This window comes from Calothrix sp. NIES-2100, from assembly GCF_963875285.1.
Classification (GTDB): Bacteria; Cyanobacteriota; Cyanobacteriia; order Cyanobacteriales; family Nostocaceae; genus Aulosira.
Window position 1 is genome coordinate 5,170,661 of record NZ_CAWNLA010000001.1, and the last position, 23,628, is coordinate 5,194,288.

Genomic DNA, 23,628 nt, shown 5'->3' on the forward strand with positions numbered 1-23,628 from the left:
ATTTTTTGGGCTGATTCAGCTTAATAATGGTAAATAAATCCCCTACAAACGCGCTTGTTAAACGCGTCAGTTTAGCCTCGGAATCTGGACTGGTATTAAAAAGACAAAATTACCCTAGAGTTGCTGCTGAAAAACTTATTTATTGGGATTATTTATGATTATTCATATTAAGTTAACATAATTTTCCGGATATCATACAAGCAGTTTTGCTCTTCACGATAATTTTGCGATCGCGGTCAAATAGTACCGAACCACAGACTGTGGTGGAGATACCAGTATTGCTATGATTTTGGATATATTCTTGGGAACGCTCATCAATTGCTTCGGCGATCGCATTATAAACTTGGTTTACCCAATCACTACCTGTTGTCGCATCTATAGATCTCAGGTATGTTAGTGCGGCTTCCGCCGTGGGACTTTCAAACACGACTTGGATATCTGATTGCTTTAATCCCGCTAAACTACAGTAAGTAGTGAGAATTTCTCGACGACCATCGGCAAGGTGATGATGGGTATGAAAGATTCCCCCTGCCAATTTCATCAGTTTTCCATGATACCCGAACAATAAGATTTCTTTAACACCGAGAATATCAGCTTCTACTAACATTGGCCCCAGCCAATTAGCAGTTTTGACTAATCTTTCCGGATTAATACCGATTTTTCGCGCTAAATCTAACCCATTTTCACCAATACAAAATACCAAGCTATCAAATTGACTGGCTTTTTGTTGTAAGTCAGTACGGAAAGCTGTGAGTTGTTCTGGTGTACTTAAAGGTTGGGAAATTCCCGAAGTTCCCAAAAGCGAAAGTCCTTCAACTACACCAAAAGCAGCGTTAGAAGTGCGAACAGCGAGCGATCGCCCTTCTGGTAAAATAATTGTGACTGTAATTCTTTGGTTTGGTGCTAGCAGTCGCCGTAAGTTCTCTTGCAAGAGCCTCTGGGCATAAGCGTAAATAGCCGCTTTACCCTCACCATTCTCCTGCTTACCAATCCCCTCTCCCCCTTGAATAATTACCGCTTCCCCTTCTCCCTCCAGCCATTCCACCATTGCCCAAATTGGTGTATTTTTAGTCAGATCCAGATTATCACCAGGATCGCTGCGGGTAATTGCCAAAGCCAGATTTTCAGATAACCCTGCTACCTGTTCAATGGGGATTTCCGCCACTTGGGCTGGTTCAATTAAATCTACGGTTACTACTGTTAAGGGTTGACGATAGCGTAACCAGTGTAAAGCCGCGATCGCAGAAGCACAAGCAAAAACGGGAAGAGTGTATCCAGAACGGGAAATTGTCATTTGTCAGTTGTCATTGGGCATGGGGCTATTGGGCATTGGGCAATAGTCATTTATTATTTCTCTTTATCCCCTCTGCCCCTCTGCTTCCTTGTCTCCCTTGTCTTCCTCATCCCCTTATCCCCAATGTCTTTGCTGGCTACTCACACTCCTACTTTTAATAATAGAGCTTCCATGTCTTCCCACAATAATCCTTGTTGGATATAAAGAGGCGCTTCAGGATCGTAAGGAGTCGCTACTCGATCAATACTGATAATTTTAGCTCCATCTGGCAGCACGGGTACATCTGGATCAAATGCTGTTGGGCGCACTAAGGAACTAGAAAAGCCCTTAAATATAGCAATTGTATCTTCTTCGCTACCAACTGCCACGTTGACAATTAAGACTTCTTGGGGGCGTTTGACAGTATATTGTTCCAGTCGCTTGCCAATGGAATTCATTTTTTTGAATAGAGAATTTGTAGACGACTGTGGGCTATTTTCAATAGGATCACTGTAGGGTGGCGGAACGTCCCTGCTTACCTAGTTTAATTAAGACAAAGTAGCTCAAGTAAAGCACGTAAAAGATTAAGCCCATGATGCCAAGAAAGCCGAGAAATGCAGGCTTACTATTGGCATGAAAATATTCTTTAAATAGCAATGGGGCTTCTAACCAAACGCGACAATAGGGAGTTTTGAGTGCAGTGGCAGAAAAAGCACAACCCAAAAAAGGTAAGAAAGCTATGGTACCTAAAATCCCATATATAGTCATAGCCCAACGCCAAGAAGTTAAAATTAGTTTTAACGTCCCGCTAGCTTGATACTCGATTTCATCATTTAGATCTACCCAGAACCACAAAGAAATGGGGATCAAGATGCGACCTATCAATCCAGAGAGAAAACTTACCCCAAAACCACCAATCATTAAATAAACGGTAATTGTCAATAAACTCGATACTCGCCAGTAAATTGTTAATAAGCGTTGTACTCCTTCGGCTTTTTGTACAAATGCCCAAATTAGAAGAATTAGGGGAATAATCACCATAAATATCAGCGCCAGTCTGTAGTCAAGCCACACAAATTGGCGAAACCAAACATCATTTTCCATAGTTTTTAGTTTTTGGTACTCCCTCATGGGATACTTAACAGCTACTAGCTAGCTAATAGCCGTTACATGATAGCTAACAGTTTACATAAAACCAACAATTTCGATACTAGATAAAGCTAATTCTTTTGATATTGATAAGTTTTAACATTCTTAATCGCTGTCGTTAGGGCAACGCAGACAATGTAAAATATTGTTCCACACGAAAAAAAGCTGGAAAATGCTTCGCTACAGTAGCTTTAGCTTTTAGCCACACCTCCCATTTCTCATGGGAGGTGTGGCTAGAAGTCTTGGCTCACTTTTAGTCAAATCGATCCTGCTTACTTGCCTAGCAGACAAAAAGCAAGTTTAGCAATTCCATTTTCAGTCATCGTAAACCCGGCATTCAACTGCGTCTGGATTGTCATCACAGTATTTTTCTAAAGAATTTTTTGGCTTACTTTGGCGCTGATGAGAGGCTTCAGCTTGCAATTCTTCAACTGCATCCCAAGCCGCAGCACATTCAGCCGAGTTGCTACCTGTAATGTCACAGACAGCACGAGCTTGTTCAACTTCTTCTTGGATTTTTTCTTGGATGTCGCTCATAGCTTTAGTTTCGTTGTGTGGTGTTAATACCAGTATAGAAAAATCTCAAAAATGACGGTTTTTGGGTGTATCGTTCACCATTCTAACCACTTAGCTGTTAAGTTAGTGTTTTAGTCTGATGATATATAACTAATACAATAAACGATGGCATATGTACTAAATCTATTTTTATCTTTGAAGATTTTGTAGAGTCGGTACTACAAAAGTATAATCATACAATATATTTAATAAATCTAGTAGGGAATCAAAACCCTAGCTGCCTGGGATAGACAGGTTACTGAGAACAGAGAAATTAAATCGGGGTCAACTCTTGTCGCATAGAATTCTACCCAGGAGCAAAAGTCAACAACAGCCCAACTCCAGAAAGAAGCCTAAAACTCATGGCAGATCAAATGCAATGGACAAATGCCCTGTCAACCCGTCCTTCTTTAGAAGCAGCTATTACAGATGTGGTAGAACGGGCTGTCTCATCGTTAACAGCACCACCAGATCTTGGGCTAGTATTCATTTCCTCTGCATTTGCTAGCGAGTATTCCCGGCTGTTACCTTTGCTGGCTGAGAAACTTTCCGTACCTATACTTATTGGCTGTAGTGGCGGTGGTGTGGTTGGCACCACAACTAAGGGACAAACTCAAGAACTGGAAGCAGAAGCAGCCTTAAGCCTGACTTTGGCACATCTACCAGGGGTGGATCTCAAAGTCTTTCATGTGCTGGCTGAAGAATTACCTGACTTGGATAGCTCACCAGATGCTTGGATTGATTTGATTGGCGTACCACCATCACCAACACCCCAGTTTATCTTGCTGTGTGGTTCCTTTGCTTCGGGAATTAACGATTTATTGCAGGGGCTAGATTTTGCTTATCCTGGATCGGTAACGGTGGGAGGACAGGCTAGCGCTGGCTCTATGAGTGGTCGCATGGCTCTGTTTTGTAACGATCGCCTGTATCGCGAAGGCACAGTAGGATTGGCTTTGAGTGGCAATATTGTCTTAGAAACCATCGTGGCTCAAGGATGCCGACCAATTGGCTCTCCGATGCAAGTCACCAAAGCCGAACGCAATATCATCTTAGAACTAGATGAGCAAGTACCGTTAATGATATTGCGGGAACTAATTGCCAATCTCAGCGAACAAGAGCGGATTTTAGCCCAACATTCTCTGTTTGTGGGGGTAGCAATGGATGGATTTAAGCCTTCTTTGCAGCAGGGAGACTTTTTAATTCGCGGTATTTTGGGCGTAGATCCAACAGCCGGTGCGATCGCAATTGGCGATCGCGTGCGTCCCGGTCAACGCCTGCAATTTCACCTGCGCGATGCTGAAGCTTCCGCAGAAGATTTAGAATTTCTCCTCCAACAGTATCAAAACCGACCAGCAGCTTCAGTTGCTGCCGCAGGTGCTTTAATGTTTTCCTGTGTGGGACGTGGCGAAGGACTCTACGGCAAACCTAATTTTGATTCTGAGCTATTTAGGCGCTACATCAAAGATATCCCGGTCGGAGGTTTTTTCTGTAACGGCGAAATTGGCCCTGTTGCTGGTAGCACATTTTTACATGGTTACACCTCAGTATTTGGCATTTGCCGCGCATTGGATAAAGAAGGTGAGAAGATGGGGTAATGGGCATGGGGCATAAGTCATTTCTGATTTATCTTTTTTGTCCTCCTTGTCCCCCTCATTCCCCGCGTCCCCCCATCTCCGCGTCCCCGCGTCCTCCTCATCCCCCCGTCTTCTCTAGCAAGATGGTGCTGTTGTTGTCAATGAAAGTTGGAGTACCACCGGTGGCGATCGCACCATATTTTTGGATATAGCGACGCACTTTGCTGGGAAATTGGGGAAAATCTAATAATGCATCCCCATTGGCAATGGTTGCCCAAAAATCACGCAAACTCGGCGCTAGTTCTTCTGCTTGCTGAGTTGGTAAGTTTAATGGCGGTAGAGTTAATAATTTCATCAAGAAGGGAAAAGAGCGATCGCCCATCCATTGTCTAGACAGCTTTTGCAAATTGGGAAAATCTGGTACTGACTCGACACGATGTGACAAAATTTGCAGCCATTGCCTGCCGAGATGATCGCTGTGATACTCCAACACCCTGTAAGGATGGGGATAACTGACTAAGGAACCAGTAGTTATATCGTATACCCCTCCTGAATGGGCAACATCCTGAACATGTAAATGTCCTGTGAATACTAAATTAACTCCATAGTGCTGTAGCAACTGTACGAGTTCCCGCGCGTTTTCCAACATATAGCGATTTGCCATTGGATGGCAGGATTGATTAGGCAGATGTTCAACCACATTGTGATGCACCATAACCAACACTAATTCATTCGTGGTTGCTGCTAGCACTTCTTCTAACCAACGGAACTGTTGATTATCCAAACGCCCTATCTGTTGACCTTGGTCATTAAAATTGTTGGAATTTAGCCCAATCAGCCTAACTCCAGGCAGTAATTGACTAGTGTAGTAAAGTTGATTTGGATTTTCATAACCAAACTTGTGGTAATAGTTAGGAAAATCAGCAAAAGCGATCGACTGCTGATCTGCCATTAGTACGGGAACATCATGATTACCAGGGACGACATATACAGGAAAAGGTAACTTCGCTAAACGTTGTTGCAACCAAGCGTGATTATCTGGTTCGCCATGTTGGGTTAAGTCTCCTGGGAGGAGAACAAAATCTAAATCGAGTTGTGTTAAATGTTCTAATACACTTTCAAAAGCTGGGATGCTGACCTCCACTAAATGAAATCGGCTGGGATGATCCCAGATAGTGTGGGGAAGCGCGATGTGTAAATCACTAACTATGGCAAAACGAAAATTTAGAGCCATTGATTTCAGGATACTTTTAAAAGTAGGGTTAAAACAAGCCTTTTCCAAAGAGTATAACTCTTGCTTTGTAACCCTGGGCAGGATCGCTTTTGCTTAACATTTATACACATTAAGCTCTTGTGATCCCGACATAAAAATATCTGAAAAATTTAGCAGCTATACCTTGAGACATATGATGTTGGTCATAGATGTTTATTTATAGTCGGCAGGCTCACATCTGGCATTAGTGACTCTATGGCAAGTTTTGTATAGTTAGCAATATTTATCGAACAAGTAAAAAATTCCCAGGCATTCATACACAAGAAATACTGAATATTTTTTGTTTTTCCTGGTTAAGGTGTCTGCATTGCCCTAACTAAAGCTATTGAGAATGGTGTAAAATATTAGATCCTATATTGTGACGTCAAGGAGAGTCTATTTTGTCCCCGGTGCGAGTACGTCAACATGTTAATCCACTTGCCCAAAAGTATCAAACACCAGTCAAATCACTTGACTGGGAAAAAGTTTATTCCCAACCTCACCAACCACTACATTTAGATATTGGTAGCGCTAGGGGCAGGTTTTTGTTGAATATGGCAAAGATAGAAACTAACTGGAATTTTCTCGGTTTGGAGATTAGAGAACCGCTGGTGATCGAGGCTAATCAGTTGTGTTCAGATTTAGGTTTAACAAACCTTCACTATTTGTTTTGTAATGTGAATAAATCTTTGAAAACCCTTTTATCTTCTCTGCCTGCTGGTACTTTACAGCGCGTGACAATTCAATTTCCTGATCCTTGGTTTAAAAGTCGCCATGCTAAACGGCGAATAGTGCAACCAGAATTAGTCTCAGATTTAGCGAATTATCTAGCTGTTGGTGGTGTTGTATTTCTGCAATCAGATATAGAATCTTTAGCCTTAGAAATGCGCAATAACTTTTCCCAAAATCCAGCTTTTCAGAAACTGAGTTCCCAAGAGTGGATGCCAGAAAATCCCTTACCAGTTGCCACAGAAAGGGAAATTGCTACTAAAAATAAGGGGGAACCAATTTATCGAACTTTATTTATCAAGCGCGAAATAACAGCGTAATTCGTAATTCGTAATTCGTAATTCGTAATTACATTTTTTAGTTATCTGACGTACAAGTTTATCTGTGTTCATCTGTATTGACAATAGGGCTAGGGGGATAAGGATGGTGACAAGTAGGACAAGGGAATCAAATGAATAATGACCAATGACCAATGACCAATGACCAATGACATTTAGCGAATTTCATGCCATTCATGCATAGGTGCTATGCTTTTGATGACCCATTCAATCATGATGGGAGGCGCTTCTGAGATCATGATGCTGGGGTAAACTGCTGTACCCCAGTTCGGATGTACTAGTACACGGCATTTATTTTTAATCACCGGGTAATTGAGTAAAGCTTTCACAACTGCGGTGTCGTCATGGGGAACGGTTCCGGGATGGGAAAGCAAGGGATAGCCGGTGCGGGGATCTATCAGATCTGTTAAATAGTTGCGATCGCGGAGATTAAAGGCCAAATCAAAACCAAACCGCATAAACTTTTCGCGTAAGCGTTCTTTCTCCGCCTCAACGACTGCGGTACTTTTATCTAGTCGATACTGCGATTGCTGTAAAACAATAACTACCCATAAGAAAGATTGCTGTTTCCAATCTGGTAATATCCGTTCGCAGTTGGCACAGATATACTGGCTAGGTGAATGAATCGAAATCTGAATAGCTTGTCCCGTTTTGCCAACCAAATTAATGGGACAGCTTTGCTCCGAAGAGTAAACTTGGAAATAGTTCACTACATTTGTTCGGTTTCTGCAAGTTTTGACTTTAATCCTTGGAATTAATAATAACTCTTAAAACTTTATAAAAATCAGCAAATTTCCATAACGTTTGAGTTATTTTACAGATTTGTGGGTGAAGTGTTAAGTTTTAATCAGAATTTTATCCTTTATTAACTTAATTTCCCATCAAACTGATTCTTTTACTCGCTTTGCGTGCCAGTTGTCACTGGTTTTGGCAGGAGTTTCATACCTTCAATTTTCGCAGTATAGAGATTCTCTGCAACTGAACCAGTAAGAAAATCAAGAGTCCCGCAAGTAGTGTGGAGAGTTTTAAATTATGAATTTCCACATCTGAAAGTTTACGTAGGTCAATATTTCATCCATTGTATTGAGTTAACCTACATCCAAAACTATCATATGTATCGTCGGGAAATAGTGCGCACAGCACAAATTATCACACTTCCATCTGAGCAGTCATCACTCGTCGTTTGCTCAAGCTAAAAGCGTTAGTAGTGATGTAAAAAAATAAACTATACAAAAACCCTCTTGCCGGCTAGTTGGGAAAGAGGGGCTAGGGGCTAGGGGCGTTTGGATTAGGGTGAGTTAACTTTTATCTTTTATCTAAATTAATCGAGCTTTAAAGCGTTGACTGGAACATCATCCCAAGAATCAACCATCCGCAATTGTGCTACCCAGCCAGCTTGTTTTTGCCTCTCGTTCAAATTATTTTCAAAAGATTCATGACAATCTTTGGCTTGGGACTCGTTACAACAGGCAATACAAGCATGAATCATGCCTGACGGATCAATTTGCTCGTTTACCCAAATAGTCATGGACTGTGCCCTCAAAAACTGTAGCGAAAAAATCTATTTGTACTTCTAGAATAATATTAAATCCGAAAATTGCCGAGTAAGTAAAATTTAACCACTATGTTAAGTTAAGAATCATAAATAGCAAAAAGACTGATTGTTAAAGGTGAGGCAAAGCCACGGAAATGAAGGGATTAGGTCGACACTATGATAATAAGTGATTAGCCCTGCTTGATATTAATTGATAATAGTACAATAATTGTAATATTAGGGGAAAAGATTAAAGTTTTACTTTTCCCCAACAATAGAGAAGTTCTTGATAACCTACTATGGTTTTTGAGTAGCGATCGCTAATTTAGCTCCTTTTACCTGGCGTAATTTATCCATCACAGCCACTACCTGACCGTGAGTAACTCGCTCATCGGCGTTGATAATTACCAAGGCTTCGGGAGTTGTACCCATCAATGTGCGTACTTGCTCTGATAACACATCGAGAGTAACCGATTTGCGGTTCAAGCTAATTTTTCCATCTGCGTCTACTGTGACATTAATTGGCTCACTAGATTTTTGTTGTTGTGCTGATGCTGCTTTGGGTAAATTAACTGGTAAACCTTCTGAGCGAGTTAAAAACAGAGTTGACATGATGAAAAATGTCAAAATCGCAAAAATGACATCAATCATCGGCACGATGTTAATCTGGGCTGGGATATCTGGTTCATCTGGTAGGCGCATAGGATTTCTCTCCTCTTTCATAGCGACGGCGGTAGAGTAATTCTAACTGTCCGCCATACTCCTGAATCCAAGCTATCTGGCGCATGTAGAGTCCCCGGAAGGAATTTGCAAAGAAAAGTGTAAAGATAGCAACAATCAATCCTGCGGCTGTAGATACTAAGGCTTGACTAATTCCACCTGTAACATTCCTTGTTTTCTCACCACCTAAATCACCTGGAGCATCTAAGGAAGCAAAAGAGATAATTAATCCTAAAACAGTACCAAGAAGTCCTAACAGGGGTGCAAGTCCGATGATGGTATCAAAAATGTTTTGAAAGCGCTTGATTAAAGGAATTTCGGCTTGTGCTTCACTTTCTAAGGCTAAACGAAATTCTTCTGGGGTTGGTTCTTCTAATTCTAAAGCTGCTAAAAAAATCCGGGCAATGGGTAAATCAGTATTTTGTTGCAACTTATCTAAAGCGCCAACTACATTATCTAAACGGTAAAGCTGTAATACTTCACGCACTACGCGATTTTGCCGTTTAGTTATCTTGACCCAAAAAACAACTCGTTCGATAATTAGCGCCACTGCTAATATGGAAAATCCTAACAGTGGCCACATGACCACGCCGCCAGCTGTAAATAAATTACTAAATGCCATCTATTATTTCTCTACTCCTCAACAATCAACAATATTAAACTAAAAAGTTGCTGGTTTAACTAAGCTGGTGTGATAGCTGCCAAGACATTACTGTGAGTTAATGTATAAGTCAATGTTTGACAATATGTCGAAGTAAAAATATTTATTTTTTGGATATTCAAATTTTAGTTAATTGTAAAAACTACGTAAGGTGGGCATTGCCCACCCTACATAATGATGTGATTTTTTTACTTAACTCTCAATGCATTTTTGTGACAACATCTATGTCATCAGTTTTTAATTGCCCATCTTCCATATAAATGATGCGATCCGCAATATCTAGGATACGGTTGTCATGGGTAACTAACAAAATTGTACAGCCTTGTTCTTTAGCTAGCTTCTGCATCAACTCTACTACATCACGCCCCGATTTTTTATCAAGTGCGGCGGTTGGTTCGTCTGCTAGGACAATTTTCGGATGGCTGACTAAAGCACGGGCGATCGCCACTCGTTGCTTTTGTCCCCCAGAAAGGTTTTCGGCGTAGTAATTGACACGTTCTCCCAATCCCACAGTTTCCAGCATGGCGATCGCTTTAGCGTCAATATCCCGATCAAGATATTGATCGTGTAACTCTAAAGACATCCGCACATTTTCTTTAGCTGTTAAAAAAGTCATCAGGTTATGCGCCTGGAAAATATAACCAATCTGGCGACGTAGCTTAGTTAACTGCTGTTTACTAGCAGCGCAGATTTCCTGTCCTAAGATTTTCAGACTACCAGATTGAGCTGATCGCAGTCCACCCATGAGAGTTAACAGCGTGGTTTTACCAGATCCTGAGGGTCCGGTCATAATCACAATTTCACCAGCGTTAATCTCTAAATTAATATCAAATAATACTTGTTTTTTTAGCGTTCCCTCCCCAAAGTAATGATTCAGGTTACTAATATTAATTACTGGTTCTAAAGTTGTTGATGTGGATTCAGGAAACATAAGATTTTCAGAGTCAATAGTCAATAGTCAACAGTCAAGACTAGAAAATATCTGCTGGGTCAGCAGCGCGGAGTTTACGCATAGCGATCGCCCCAGAAAAACTACACATGATAATTGTTAAAATAAATACTTTAAATGCCCGGTCTACCTTCATGGAAATAGGCAACAATGTCGCAGCGTAGGTTAGCTGATATAGTCCCAAAGAGAGGAAAAATGAGGGTAAAAAACCTAAGATAGCTAAAAATAATGCTTCTTGTAACAGAACTGTGAGTAAATAGCGATCGCTATAACCCATTGCTTTGAGGGTGGCGTATTCTGGTAGGTGTTCGGAGACATCGGAATAGAGGATTTGGTAAACAATCACAATCCCAACAATGAATCCGACTCCCACACCTAAGCCAAAAATGAAGCCAATACCAGTACCAGTAGCCCAATAATTTTTTTCAATTTGGGCAAATCCTTCGGTAGTCAGAACTATGACATCATTGGGTAAAATAGCTGCAAGTTGCGATCGCACTTGTTCCGGATTAGCACCAGGTTTAAGAGTCAGTAAGCCTACCTCAATGCGATCGCTTTGGCGATCAGGGAAAAGTTGCAAAAAGGTAGAATCACTAGTAACTACATTTCCATCAGCCGCAAAGGAAGCACCGTTACTAAACACGCCTTTGACATTGATAGCTTTGTTATTTAATTCGGTGGCAAAGTTGCCTGTTTTCTTGAAGATAGTACCAATATCTCCATATTCCGGCCTACCTGCTTGGTCAAACATGACTTGATATAACTGCTTCAAATCATTTTGATGTTGCTTAATCTCCGGGAATAAAAAAGCTGGTTTTGCTGGATCTATACCCCAAACCAAAATGGCGCGATCAAGACGAGTTTCGGGATTTCGCCATTGTCCGGTGCTGATGTAAACCGAGTTTACTGATTGCACGCTCTCATGACTTAATGTTTGATATAAGCGTTCACGAGAAAAGCTTTTGACTGAGAATAAAGTTTGAAATTGGGGATTAATTAAAACTAAATCTGCCTGTAAATTGCGATGGGGTTGGACGGCTGCATCAAACAGCGCACTTTCAAAACCTAACTGAATAAACATCAGCATATCAGCAAAGGTAATACCTGCCACTGCTACTGCAAGACGGGTTTTTTCTTTCATTAACTGCCGCCAAGCTAGCGGAGTTTTGCGAAATAATTTTGATAGCATAAGTATTAGTCATTTGTCATTTGTCATTTGTCATTTGTCATTTGTCAACAGTCAACACTTCGGCTTTGCTCAGTGACCACGGTCAACAGTCCCCAATTCAATCGCTGTTTGTACTTGCAAGTTCGTTAACCCGGAAACGCGCTTGCTATCTTCGGGGTTTAGACGAATTTTTACTTCAATAACTCGACTATCAAGGTTTTCTCCTGGTTGATTGCTAAAAACGTTTTGTCTATTAACTTGTAAGCCAACCTGGGAAACTTTACCCCTTATTTCTCCAGTAAATGCTTGACCGGTAATTACTGCTTTTTGTCCCAGTCTTACCTTACTAATGTCAGTTTGATAAACTTCTGCAACTGCAATCATTTGGTCAGTTTGGGCAAAGTCTGCAATACCCGAATCACCAATTTTTTCACCAGCGCGGTAATGTATTTTGAGAACTTGTCCTGCTGTTGGTGCTTTGATGTATGCTGCTGCTAAATCAGTTTGGGCGTGTTTGAGGGATGCGATCGCATTTTCAACTTCTGTTTGAGCTGCGGCTATATCTACGGGACGGACTTCGGCAATACTATTGAGTGTGGCTTTGGCTTCGCTAATTTCTTTGTTACCAGTGGCGTTAATGCGGTTGAGTGCTACTTTTGCTTCTGCTAGTTGTCTGCTAGCTGTGGTGTTGATGCGGTTGAGAACGGCTTGCGCTTCATCTAGTTGCTGTTTGGTGGTGTCTACACTCAAACGCCTAGTGTCAAATGCAGAATTAGAAATTGCTCCATCTTTATATAACTGTTGATAACGCAGATATTCTGCTTGGGCATTGTTGAGTTCGGCTGTCAGTTTTTTAATTGTCGCTTCTTGGGCAATTCTATCACCTTGCCATTGTGCCTCTATGCGGGCGATCGCTTCTTGTTGACTTTGGCGATCGCCAATCGATTGTGCCTGCAAACGTTCCACTGTTGCTTGCTGTGCTTGAATTTCTCCAGTTTTCGCCCCCGCTTTCACTTGTGCGAGTTTAGCTTGGGTGACTTGGACTTGTTTTTGCGCTTGGAGTACCGCAGTTTGTAAGCGATCGCGTGCATCTAAAACTGCTATAATTTGTCCGGCTTCGACGCGATCGCCTTCTTCAACCAGGATTTTCGCAATGCGATCGCCATCTAATGCTAGGGGTGCAGATAACTTAATTACCTCGGCTTCTGGTTGCAGTCTTCCTAAAGCCGTTACTTTTTGCAAAATTGGCGCAGTTGGTATTTCCTCCGAAGCAGTGCGCCCAACTTGACCAAACTGAGAAATAGCATAAACAGCAATTCCACCTGTAATCGCAGTAGCAGCAATTCCTAATACAATTAGTCCTCTATTTTTTGGTTTCAATAATAGCCTATAACTCATATTTCCCCCTCTTTATTAATTTGTCATTTGTCATTTGTCATTTGTCATTTGTCAAGAAGGCACTCTTGCAACAGTCAACAGTCAACAGTCTTCCCTAGCCCCTATCCCCTATCCCCTCTCTTCATCTCGCAAATATGCCGTGAGCATTTTACCTAATAAAGCGCATTGTTCAGTAAAACAAATATTTTCATCACCCCAAAGTTTCTCCAAAATTAAACCATTGACGAAACTCAATACAAATGTTGCTAAAACTGAATCTTGAATCCCTAAAAAATCGCAGGCGGCTTGTTGATATCGCTGATTAGCCCGCTTCAAAACACCGTTTACCTTTATTTGTTCAGAGTCTTGATGCTGACAAAAATCTACCCAGATGTAAGTCCACTTAATAAAGTAATCTTCGTTTTTTACTAAGTATCTTGCTAATGCTGCCATTGCCTCTGGTAGTGGTTTTCTCCCACCCAATTCTGCTAAGGCCATCGCCACATCTTGCTGGCTAATTTCTTCTAGTAATTGCTCAAATAAAGCCTGTTTACTGGGAAAATAATGATACAGCGTCCCCGTTGACACTCCTAAGCCTTGAGCAATTTCCCGCATAGTGATGGCACTGTAGCCTTTTTGGGCAAATAAATCGAAGCACTTGCCGAGCAGTTCTTTGCGGTATTGTTCGTGGTCAACAATCTTGGGCATAACTCAGGCTATTTATATCGAACGCTCGTTATAGATTAAGATATAATCCTTAACACTGAGTTGTCAAGATACAGTTGATAACTTAAATATTTTTCTTTTTCTAAATCAATTGCAAACCTAAAACAACGGATTGATTGCCATGCATTTCTGGAGGAGAACTAAGATGCATAATTAGTAAAAGGTGGCAACCTCCGGCGATGGAAAAGCGTCACATCTTTAGTTGTAGATGCGATTACTCCAAAGCGTCAAACAGATACTAATGTGATTAAACGATTGGCATGAAATTTTCAGTTTTATTTGGCTCTATACTTTCCCAGATTAAAGGACGACATTGGTGGTTAGGTATTCTCTTGTGGATAGCTTTGGTTGCTCCAGCGCAAGCATCTGTAATCTTACGCATCGCCATTGAGAGAAACGTTAATCAAGTAAAAGTTGGTAGTTCGACAACTGCAACAGTCAAGGATGGAACGGGGCGGACTCTCGGACAATTACCAGCGATGAGTTCGTTTTATGCCCAAGCTGTTGGTGGTGGTGTAGCTTTAGATAAATGGCAATCTGGTTTATTTTGGATTGAGCCGACAGGTAAAGGATTCGTTTATATAGGCGATCGCTGGTTTCGCGGTAGAACTCTGGTTGTACCCACAGAAAAAGGCTTAACTGCGGTTAACTGGGTAGATACTGAGGAATATCTCTACAGCGTTATCGGTGGAGAAATGGATGCCCAATGGCCCCAAGAAGCTTTGAAAGCCCAAGCGATCGCCGCCCGCACTTATGCTTTATACGAACGGGAAAGACAGCGCAGTAACCCGATTTACGATTTAGGTGACAGCCCAGATCGCTGGCAAATTTATAAAGGTGTCAGCAGTGAAACTCCTACTACCTACGCCGCCGTCGATGCTACCGCCGGACAAGTACTAACTTACCAAAACAAAATTATTCTCTCAGTCTTCCACGCTTGCTCTGGCGGACATACTGAAAATGTTGAAGATGTTTGGGGTAGCAAAGAGCCTTACCTGCGTGCTGTTCAAGACTACGATCAAAATATTAAAGAGTGTAACTGGGTGAAAACCTTCTCATCTGGGGAAATTAGTTCTATTTCTGGTGTAGGCAATGTCACAGATATGATTGTGGAGGCTCGCTCACCGTTCCAAAGTGTGAAAGTCCTGAAAATTATCGGCGATCGCGGTACGAAGACACTACAGGGCGAAGAGGTACGTACTGCACTCAGGCTAAAAAGTACCCGCTTTAACGTCAGCAAAGGAGCCGATGGTAGTTTTATTCTACAAGGGCTAGGCTATGGTCACGCCATTGGCATGAGTCAATGGGGAGCGTATAATCTGGCACGAAGAGGTGCAAACCACCTACAAATTTTGGGACATTATTACCAAGGTGTAGCCCTAACACCAATTAAAGCCAAGTAGCTATCTGAAATTAATTCCAACTAATCTTGGTGCATGGGTTTTGTGAAGAGCTTAGATCCCCGACTTCTTTGAGAAGTCGGGGATCTAAAACTAGCGGATTTTTACAACTTCTACACAGATTGCTAGAGCAAATCGCCTATCATCCCTACCTCAGAAATGTTACCTCTTTCTGATAAAATTCACTCAAATGTATAAAGCATACTCTGGGGTCAATATATCTTTGTTCAGCACCTATACGCATTCCGATCGTATTTGTGCATAAACCATATCTGTAAAAAGCTAATTGACACCTTCTGTAGCCTGTCCGCAAAGAATAGTTATTAGGGTTGCTCCTGAGAGCATTTTCGTACCTTCTACACAGAATAGATGCTTGTTGAGTATTTTGCAGACAGTTAAAATCGCATTCATTCTCGCTACCTATCGGTGTTTCTGCAACTGCTATTGAAAAATTACTAAAAATCACCATCGCCGCAGTAGAGCAAACTGTGAAAAAACCAATAAAAATTGTCTCAACTGATTTATTCATATTTATCCTTACCCAGTGTTGTATTTATATAACTTACGCAAGTGTCACAAACAAGTCGTCTTTTTTATTTGTAGTCAGTGGGTCTATTCCTTATTTCTTTGGTTAAAGTCCTGACTACGAACTTATAGGAATTCCTCGTAGGGGCACAAACAATCTTGTGCCCCGATCGGTGTCCCTCATTAAAAAAGAGAAATTAGCTAAACTCCTTCATCAACAATCTGTCTAAATTTGTTAACAAGTTTGTCTTTCATTTCGATAAAATCGTGAATTTCTTTGTCTAAGTCTTGCTCCATTTTTTTCTGAAGGATTGAATTAGTCATTTCTTGCAATCTTTGAGTTTTCTTTTCAATCGCAGTAATGAATTTATCGAAAATTCGGTCTAATTCCTCTTGGAGTTCCTGTGCTTTTCGCATCAAGAAACTAGCTGTTTCTGCTCGACCCGCAGCTTTGGCTTTGACTAAATACTGATTGCAAGTTTCTCGTAAGGCTTGGACATGGGTTTCTCGCACCATTGCTAAGGCTTTTTTGCGAAACTCAAACTCAGTTTTAATAATTTCGAGTTCGCCCATTTTTGCTGCACGTTGTACTGGATCGGGGAACAATTTTGTGAGGAATGTCTCACGTTTTGCCATATTATTATCAACAACGATTTCGGCATAACGTGCGACTGCTTCAACGCTGGAAGATTTGGCGATTTGGTTATCTGCTGAAACCCTGGTCAGCGAATTATTACTTTTATCAATGTAATCAGACATAATTAACCTCATTTAAATTGTGTTACTTGCATTCATCTGGAACTGATTGCTAATTTGGTGGAGGTCTTGCCTCTGTAGGAGATAATTTAATTACTTTCATAGTCCTGTCCAAACTTTTTCAAAGGTTCTAGGTCTTTAAATAATCGGTCTACTTCTGCTTCTGTTACAACATGAGCAACTTTATTTCTCAGTTTGTTGTTGAGAATATCTGCTTTAATTTGGTTCAACTGTTCCTCAATTTCCACACCAGTCATCTTGATTTGACTAAATTGTTTCATCATTTCATTTTCGATATTTGTTGCAATTAATTTAACTATATTTTTCCGAATCTCAGCTAAATCAGCGCTTTGAGTTGTTTCCTCTAAGACGACTGTAAATTGATGCGTGAGGAATTCTTCTATTCTTTCCCGTGTGTTTGCTCTGACTGCTTCGCGGACTTTGCGTTTATTCTCGATTTGTTCGTCAATCTCTTGTTTAGCATCCGCTAAATGTTGCGTGTGGTAATATATACTTTTACCTTCTATAGCTTCAATAGCTGCATCGTAAGCACTGTATTCTGACATCAATTTCCCTAAGATCGGAGAAATTTCTATCATGACAAACAGTAATGTAATAAATAAGTTAATTTTGTCAATTATTGGGTCTGTTTCAGCTAGCTTTTCTAGTATCTCAAGCTGCTTTGATAATCCTATATGTGGCAGTTGGGGATTGCTGCGAAGGTTTTTACTTTTATCTAATTGTTGTTGCTTTTTTTTGAGAGTAGATTTGATGTCATCAATTTCCGCTGCGGTACGTGGAGCCTGAGCTTTCTTTTCTGGATTAGCAGAAATTAACTGTTCTTTATAGTATTTGTCTTTTTCTTGTAATTCACTATGTAAAGATTTAATTTCACTATCTATTTCTTGAATTTCTCCTTGAAATTTAGTTGTTTCTTCTTTTAAGATTACTTCCTTAATATTTGACTCGAACATCTTTAATTCGAGTGGCTTACTGATACCAACTGCTAAAACACCAGCCAATGCTAAACGTGGTGTTAATACTTTGAGTTGTCCGAAGAAATGATTTCTCTTTTTTTTAGCGCTTAAAATGAAGAATCTATCTAAGTTATAAATGTTTAACCCCCAGAAACAGCCTAATCCAACTGCAACTGGAACTGAAGCAAATACGATATACAATGCGTAGAAAGCTGACAACGCAGATGTGGAAGCGGTAAGGAAAAGCATTATGGCGATCGCTTCTTGCTTACCTCTTTCGGTTTGGCAATCATTCCGTGATAGAATTTCTGGGTTTGCACCTGCACAATGCCACCACAACCGTCGTAGTATGCTAACGGATGATTTTTGCTGTTTCTCAGGCTTGCTCATCTCGCACCTCTATGGCTTGTAGAAGACTGATTGTTTATCTGAGTAACATTCAATCTTCTCGATCCGTGTCTTTAGCCTGAAGTTATATGAGTTCAGCCTGAGTTACATGAGTTCAGTCTTAATTCTGTCACAGGAAAGAAAATAAGTGTATTGATCAATACCTTCGCCAAATCGAAACATGCCACAATGCGTAGATTGGGTTGAGGAACGAAACCCAACCTACAAAAAAATGCTGAAGGTATTGTTGGTGAAAGCAACTACAAATTCTGAAAATATTGACGGTATAACTCAGAACTTAATGTTATTTCATCACCTTGCAGTTTTACTAATCCAAGTGCGCGTAATTTATACCTAACTTCGTTATTAAATACTGGCGAATTAGCAGAAAAAAGTAACTCTTTCATTGCTGCTTCTAATTGAGGCTGTTGTTTCAAAATTGACTCTATACGACGGAGATAATTACTGAAAATTCCAGATGTAGTGGATGCTGTTTGCAAGAGTTGAGATATAGTTGTCTCTTGATTGGCAATTTTATACAGAGCTAAACGGATTAAAAATGGTTGTCCTCCTACCATTTCTATCAATCTTTCAATCTCTGCATCACTCAAATTGAGTTGGTGTCGTTGAGCTAAATCTTTAACTTGCTCTTGTGTAAATTCTGGTAGTTCCACTACTAAACCAACGTTGAATGGTGATTGATGAATATTCATCGGGACGTAAGCTTCGGTAGAGTGTACTATCACCAGTCGTAGCTTTGTCCAAATATCCCGGCGTTTTGCTTCTTCGTGGAGAGAACGCAGTAAACCAAAAAAGTCTTTATAAATTTTTGGGTATTCAAATACTTTATCTACTTCTTCTAATGCCAAAGTTAACCTTTGAGGGATTTCTGGAAACAGATATTGCTCGAAATACTCCATGCAAGTTTTCATGCTACCGATACGTCGAGCTAAGTTCCAATGTTCATCTAATTGTGACAGCAGCTTTGTTTGTAGTTCCTGATTTTCTTTTGTTATTTCTAGAATTAGATTGTCGCAAAACCAGCGTAAAAACGTGTTTAATTCACCGAAAAGTTCAGACTCTGCAAGTCGAAAGTCTATAGTTACACTCATGTCACCTTGACTGTTAGCTTGATGAAGAATTTTTACTAACAGCGAAGATTTGCCCGTTTGTTGGGGTGCTTTAATACGAATTAGAGAACCAGGTTTGGAAATTTCCTCGTAACAACGTTGTTCGATGGGGAAACGCTGAATATAAAAGTAAGAATTTAGGGGTACTTCTCCTTCTGGGTATTCGAGGGAATCAGCAGGGGTGTTCTCAGCCGCTATATCTAGCCTGCTAACACTTAACGCTTTGCAAATTTCATCAAAGTTATTGCGATCGATAGCTTTACCTCTAAAAAAGCTGTTGATTGTTGACTCAGACAGTCCCAAATGTCCTGCTAAATCTGTCTGACTAATGAAGCCATTTCGCAAAAGGGCTTTCTTCAAATCATCAATACATTCTTTCTTTACGTATAATGACCTTTTCGGGGAATTGAGAGAGGAATTATCAGTTGTTATTGCTATATCTTGTCTGTTAATATTTAACGCTTCACAAATTTTATCAAAGTTTTCTTTATCAATAGCTGTCCCTCGGAAAAAGCTGTCAATTGTTGCTTTGGAGAGCTTCAAAGCTTCAGCTAATTTTGAGTTACTAGCAAAGTTACTTTGCAGCAGGGTATTTTTCACATCATCAATACGCTCAGTACGTACTCTGAATGACCTTCCCATAGCTAATAATAAAAAATTTACTAAATGGAGATAAAAACTAAGTATTTGTATAGTACAGTAAAATACAAATCAATGTGAACTCAAATTTCTCCAAACTAAACTCACGTTGAGTCATGTTTTGATGCGATTAGCCACTTCTTGTATATCGGTGATGAAATCATGACTGGAAGCTATGAGTATAAAACTGGTGGAAGTTTAGGAGAAGCTGCTCCCAGTTACGTTGTGCGACAAGCGGATGATGAGTTTTATCGCTGGTTAAAAGCTGGTGAGTTTTGTTATATTTTTAACTCTCGGCAAATGGGTAAGACGAGCTTGCTAGTCCGTGCAATGAAACGACTGGAAGCTGAGGGCTATGCCTGTATAACAATCGATGCTACAGAGCAGGGTAGTCAAGAAGTTGATATTGAAATGTGGTATGGCGGAATTGCTTACACTTTAGTAACTCGTTTAAAGGTTCTTGATATCAGAGAGTTTGATGCATGGTGGGATGAACGGATGAAAATCTCTCCCGTACAGCGTTTAGGGAGTTTTATTGAAGAAATATTGTTGCCCAAATTTACTAAAAATATCATTATTTCTATTGACGAAATAGACACTTTTATCAATTTAAATTTTCCCACAGATGATTTTTTTGCCCTCATTAGAAGCTTTTATGAAAAACGCAATCTCAATCCAGATTTTCACAGGTTAACTTTTGCTTTAGTTGGCGTAGCTACACCCTCGGATTTAATTCAAGACGAACGACGCACACCTTTTAATATTGGTAAAGCAATTGAATTGACTGGGTTTAAGTTAGAAGAAACCCATCCCCTCGCCCAGGGTTTAGCTACCAAAACTAATAATCCAATGGTAGTAATGGAAGCAATATTAAGCTGGACGGGAGGACAACCTTTTTTAACCCAAAAAGTCTGCTCGTTAATTTTTAATGCTGATTTTGCAATTCCTAATTATGAGGTTACACGGTGGGTAGAAGAATTGATACAAGCAAATATAATTTATAACTGGGAAGCCCAAGATGAACCAGAGCATTTAAAGACGATACGCAACTGGATATTAGGAGGGGAACAAGTTGCTGGGCGTTGGTTGGGATGGTATCAGCAAATTTTGCAAAACGGTGATATTGCAATTGACGATATGAAATTTCGCCTGACTGGTTTGGTGGTGAAACAGCAGGGCAGGTGGAAGGTTTATAACCAAATTTATGCTCATGTTTTTAATTTAAATTGGGTTGAAAAAGAGTTATCTAAACTGCGCCCCTATGCTGAAAGTTTTAATGCATGGAAGAGTAGTAACTTTCAAGATAATTCGCAGCTATTAAGGGGAAAAGAGTTAGAGAATGTCTCAAAGTGGGCGACTGATAAAAGTTTGAGTGATGAGGATTATCGATTTTTATCTACCAGCCAGAACTATGAATTGAAGCAAGTGCAACAGAAGACTCAGCGACAGATTCGATTAGGTTCTGGGTTTTTGGTTGTAGTGGCTATTGTTGCAGGAACCCTAGCTATTATTGCAAATAAACAACGTTTAGAAGCCCAAGAAGGTATAAATCTTGAAAAAACGGGATCTGCTGCTTTACGCCAATTTGACTCTGAACCTTTAAAAGCTTTAGTCACAGCGATGGAGACAGCACAAAAATTAAAAGAAATAGTCAAAGATAACCGCCCTTTAGAAAAATATCCTGCTACTAGTCCTATTGTCACTTTGCAAACTATGCTGGATGATATTCATGAAAGCAATCAACTTGAAGGGCATGAGGGCGAAGTCTATAGTGCCACATTTAGTCCTAATGGACAGCGTATAATTTCTGCATCGGCTGACCACACTGTTAAAGTTTGGAATAGCCAAGGTAAGTGGCTTTTTGACCTCAAAGGACATCAAGGAAAAGTCTACCGTGCCAGTTTTAGTCCTGATGGACAGCGTATTGTTACTGCATCTGAAGATAAAACTGCTAAAGTTTGGAATAGTCAAGGTCAATGGCTTTTTGACCTCAAAGGACATCAGGGTCAAGTCTATGCTGCTAGCTTTAGTCCTGATGGACAGCGTATTGTTACTGCATCTGAAGATAGAACAGCTAAAGTGTGGAATAGCCAAGGTCAGTGGCTTTTTGACCTCAAAGGACATCAGGGTCAAGTCTATAGTGCCAACTTTAGTCGTGATGGACAGCGTATTGTTACTGCATCTGAAGATAGAACAGCTAAAGTGTGGAATAGCCAAGGTCAATTGCTTTTTGACCTGAAAGAACATCAGGCTCCAATCTACAGTGCCAGCTTTAGTCCTAATGGACAGCGTATTGTTACAGCATCTGAAGATAATGAGGTAAATATTTGGGAAATTAAAAATAATTCACTAAATCCCCATCCTGACCCTCTATTTATTAAACCGTTAAGCAATTATAATGTTATGAATGCTAATTTTAGTCCAGATGGAAGACGCATTGTTGTTACTTTTAATAACGGCAATGCTGAAATTTATCCTTTACTAGATATTGAACACCCTGATGATTTTATTGGTAATTTTAAGAGCTTTTCAAGCCCATTAAATATCCTTAAAGGTCATCAAAAAGCTGTCAATTATGCCAGTTACAGTCCTGATGGACAGCGTATGGTTACTGCATCTAGTGATAAAAGTGTTAGGGTTTGGAACATAAAAGAAAAAAACAACATTTACCTCAAGAACAAAAATATCAGCTCCCTTGCATTCGGTAGAGTAGACCGTATAGTTGTTGGATTTAAAGACGGTAAAGCCCAAATATTAGACGTAAAAGGGAACTTAGTAGCTGAACTCAAAGGTCATCAAAAGGATGTTAACAAAACTGTTTTAAGTGACGACGGACAGTATGCTCTCACTATCTCAAGAGATGCTGTAAAATTATGGGACATGAAGGGCAATTTATTAGCCGATATCAAAGAAAATATAAAGGATGTCACAAATGGTACAGTTAGCGATAAAGGAAAGTATATTATCACCACCATTCCAGATCAAGGAATTATCAAGATATGGGATAGTAAAGGTAATTTGCTAGCTGACTTTAAAGGGCATGAAAAAAATATTAACAATTTCAAGTTTAGCCCTGACGAAAAACACATAATTACAGTATCGGATGACCACATAGCAAAAGTATGGGATATCAAGGGTAAATTACTAACTGAGCTTAAGGGACATCAAGATGCAGTCACCAGTGCTATATTTAGTCCTGATGGACAGCGCATTGTCACCACTTCACGCGATCAAACGGCAAAAATTTGGGATATGAAGGGTAAATTACTAGCTGACCTCAAAGGATATCAGGATATAGTTACCCTTGCTGAATTTAGCTCCGATGGACAGCACATCGTTACCACATCAAACGAGCGTATTGCTAAAATATGGGATATTAAGGGGAACTTAGTGGCTGATCTTAAAGGACATCAGGATATAGTCACCCGTGCCAGTTTTAGCCCTGATGGACAGCGTATTGTTACTACTTCAGCTGACTTGACTGCTAAGTTATGGGATTTAAATGGCATTTTGCTAGCAGATTTTAAAGAATATCATAAGTCAAATGTTGCTGGTGCGCGCTTTATTGATGATGGACAGCGTATTGTGACTGTATCTGTTGAAAGGGGGTTTGATGGAGATCAAAGAGTTAGCATTGGAACATTTTTTGTTGGAGACTTGGATAACTTACTAACCCGTGGCTGCAACTGGCTGCAAGATTATCTTTCCACCCATCCTGAAGTGCGGGAAAGGTTAAAGGTGTGTAAGTAAGAAAATTGAGGGGTATTAAGGTGCGATCTCAGTACCAGTTTTCATGCACTTCAATTAGG

General features: G+C 40.2%; 21 protein-coding genes. 4 read left to right on the forward strand and 17 right to left on the reverse strand.

The annotated features are described in order from the left end of the window. Positions 1-172 precede the first annotated feature (172 nt). The 4 genes from cbiD to AACU32_RS21240 all read right to left on the reverse strand — a co-directional run bounded on the left by cbiD (position 173) and on the right by AACU32_RS21240 (position 2,959). Positions 173-1,294 carry a cobalt-precorrin-5B (C(1))-methyltransferase CbiD gene (gene cbiD, locus AACU32_RS21225; RefSeq protein WP_339378144.1) on the reverse strand — a complete coding sequence of 374 codons (1,122 nt, stop codon included), beginning with the start codon at positions 1,292-1,294 and terminating at the stop codon, positions 173-175. Between the two features lie 140 nt (positions 1,295-1,434). Beyond that, positions 1,435-1,731, reverse strand: a complete 297-nt coding sequence (locus AACU32_RS21230) for a DUF7734 family protein (RefSeq protein ID WP_096603012.1) — start codon at positions 1,729-1,731, stop codon at positions 1,435-1,437. A 49-nt stretch (positions 1,732-1,780) separates the two neighbouring features. Then, positions 1,781-2,377, reverse strand: coding sequence for a DUF3177 family protein (locus AACU32_RS21235; protein ID WP_096603014.1), 597 nt, complete (start codon positions 2,375-2,377; stop codon positions 1,781-1,783). A 360-nt stretch (positions 2,378-2,737) separates the two neighbouring features. Next, a complete protein-coding gene (locus AACU32_RS21240; protein ID WP_096603016.1) occupies positions 2,738-2,959 on the reverse strand; it encodes a Calvin cycle protein CP12 in 222 nt (73 codons plus the stop codon). A 380-nt stretch (positions 2,960-3,339) separates the two neighbouring features. On the opposite strand from AACU32_RS21240, the gene AACU32_RS21245 reads away from it, so the two are divergent. Further along, on the forward strand, positions 3,340-4,572 hold the full coding sequence (locus tag AACU32_RS21245; RefSeq protein ID WP_096603018.1) for an FIST signal transduction protein: 1,233 nt from the start codon (positions 3,340-3,342) through the stop codon (positions 4,570-4,572). A gap of 97 nt (positions 4,573-4,669) precedes the next feature. Here the strand turns inward: AACU32_RS21245 and AACU32_RS21250 are convergent, their stop codons facing one another. Beyond that, the gene (locus AACU32_RS21250; protein ID WP_096603020.1) at positions 4,670-5,785 is read right to left on the reverse strand and encodes a metallophosphoesterase family protein; all 1,116 of its coding nucleotides are present in this window, start codon (positions 5,783-5,785) and stop codon (positions 4,670-4,672) included. 419 nt (positions 5,786-6,204) lie between these two features. Here AACU32_RS21250 and trmB point away from each other — a divergent pair, with 419 nt between their 5' ends. Further along, positions 6,205-6,852: a tRNA (guanosine(46)-N7)-methyltransferase TrmB gene (trmB, locus tag AACU32_RS21255; RefSeq protein ID WP_096603021.1), complete on the forward strand. Its 648-nt coding sequence runs from the start codon at positions 6,205-6,207 to the stop codon at positions 6,850-6,852. 173 nt (positions 6,853-7,025) lie between these two features. On the opposite strand, the gene AACU32_RS21260 is transcribed toward trmB, so the two are convergent. The 8 genes from AACU32_RS21260 to AACU32_RS21295 form a co-directional block, all read right to left on the reverse strand. Next, positions 7,026-7,580, reverse strand: coding sequence for a methylmalonic aciduria and homocystinuria type D protein (locus AACU32_RS21260; RefSeq protein ID WP_096603023.1), 555 nt, complete (start codon positions 7,578-7,580; stop codon positions 7,026-7,028). A gap of 611 nt (positions 7,581-8,191) precedes the next feature. Further along, positions 8,192-8,398, reverse strand: coding sequence for a glycogen debranching protein (locus AACU32_RS21265; RefSeq protein ID WP_096603024.1), 207 nt, complete (start codon positions 8,396-8,398; stop codon positions 8,192-8,194). Between the two features lie 303 nt (positions 8,399-8,701). Further along, positions 8,702-9,106: an ExbD/TolR family protein gene (locus AACU32_RS21270; RefSeq protein WP_096603026.1), complete on the reverse strand. Its 405-nt coding sequence runs from the start codon at positions 9,104-9,106 to the stop codon at positions 8,702-8,704. Beyond that, the gene (locus tag AACU32_RS21275) at positions 9,090-9,746 is read right to left on the reverse strand and encodes a MotA/TolQ/ExbB proton channel family protein (protein WP_096603028.1); all 657 of its coding nucleotides are present in this window, start codon (positions 9,744-9,746) and stop codon (positions 9,090-9,092) included. Before AACU32_RS21275 ends, AACU32_RS21270 begins: the two co-directional genes overlap by 17 nt. A 238-nt stretch (positions 9,747-9,984) precedes the next feature. Beyond that, positions 9,985-10,716: a DevA family ABC transporter ATP-binding protein gene (locus AACU32_RS21280; RefSeq protein WP_096603030.1), complete on the reverse strand. Its 732-nt coding sequence runs from the start codon at positions 10,714-10,716 to the stop codon at positions 9,985-9,987. Between the two features lie 40 nt (positions 10,717-10,756). Further along, a complete protein-coding gene (gene devC, locus AACU32_RS21285) occupies positions 10,757-11,923 on the reverse strand; it encodes an ABC transporter permease DevC (RefSeq protein WP_096603032.1) in 1,167 nt (388 codons plus the stop codon). Positions 11,924-11,992: 69 nt separating this feature from the next. Beyond that, positions 11,993-13,300 carry an ABC exporter membrane fusion protein gene (locus tag AACU32_RS21290; protein ID WP_096603033.1) on the reverse strand — a complete coding sequence of 436 codons (1,308 nt, stop codon included), beginning with the start codon at positions 13,298-13,300 and terminating at the stop codon, positions 11,993-11,995. Between the two features lie 108 nt (positions 13,301-13,408). Then, the gene (locus AACU32_RS21295) at positions 13,409-13,987 is read right to left on the reverse strand and encodes a TetR/AcrR family transcriptional regulator (RefSeq protein ID WP_096603035.1); all 579 of its coding nucleotides are present in this window, start codon (positions 13,985-13,987) and stop codon (positions 13,409-13,411) included. Positions 13,988-14,265: 278 nt separating this feature from the next. Here AACU32_RS21295 and AACU32_RS21300 point away from each other — a divergent pair, with 278 nt between their 5' ends. Next, the gene (locus tag AACU32_RS21300; protein WP_096603036.1) at positions 14,266-15,408 is read left to right on the forward strand and encodes a SpoIID/LytB domain-containing protein; all 1,143 of its coding nucleotides are present in this window, start codon (positions 14,266-14,268) and stop codon (positions 15,406-15,408) included. 145 nt (positions 15,409-15,553) lie between these two features. Here the strand turns inward: AACU32_RS21300 and AACU32_RS21305 are convergent, their stop codons facing one another. The 4 genes from AACU32_RS21305 to AACU32_RS21320 form a co-directional block, all read right to left on the reverse strand. Beyond that, positions 15,554-15,934: a hypothetical protein gene (locus tag AACU32_RS21305; RefSeq protein WP_339378145.1), complete on the reverse strand. Its 381-nt coding sequence runs from the start codon at positions 15,932-15,934 to the stop codon at positions 15,554-15,556. 197 nt (positions 15,935-16,131) lie between these two features. Further along, complete coding sequence (locus AACU32_RS21310; protein WP_096603038.1) at positions 16,132-16,689, reverse strand: hypothetical protein; 558 nt, start codon at positions 16,687-16,689, stop codon at positions 16,132-16,134. A gap of 86 nt (positions 16,690-16,775) precedes the next feature. Then, positions 16,776-18,053, reverse strand: a complete 1,278-nt coding sequence (locus tag AACU32_RS21315; RefSeq protein ID WP_096603039.1) for a DUF4407 domain-containing protein — start codon at positions 18,051-18,053, stop codon at positions 16,776-16,778. Between the two features lie 257 nt (positions 18,054-18,310). Next, positions 18,311-19,822: an AAA-like domain-containing protein gene (locus tag AACU32_RS21320; protein ID WP_096603041.1), complete on the reverse strand. Its 1,512-nt coding sequence runs from the start codon at positions 19,820-19,822 to the stop codon at positions 18,311-18,313. 159 nt (positions 19,823-19,981) lie between these two features. Between AACU32_RS21320 and AACU32_RS21325 the strand changes: the two genes are divergently transcribed. Beyond that, a complete protein-coding gene (locus AACU32_RS21325) occupies positions 19,982-23,569 on the forward strand; it encodes an AAA-like domain-containing protein (protein ID WP_096603043.1) in 3,588 nt (1,195 codons plus the stop codon). The last annotated feature ends 59 nt before the right edge of the window (positions 23,570-23,628 follow it).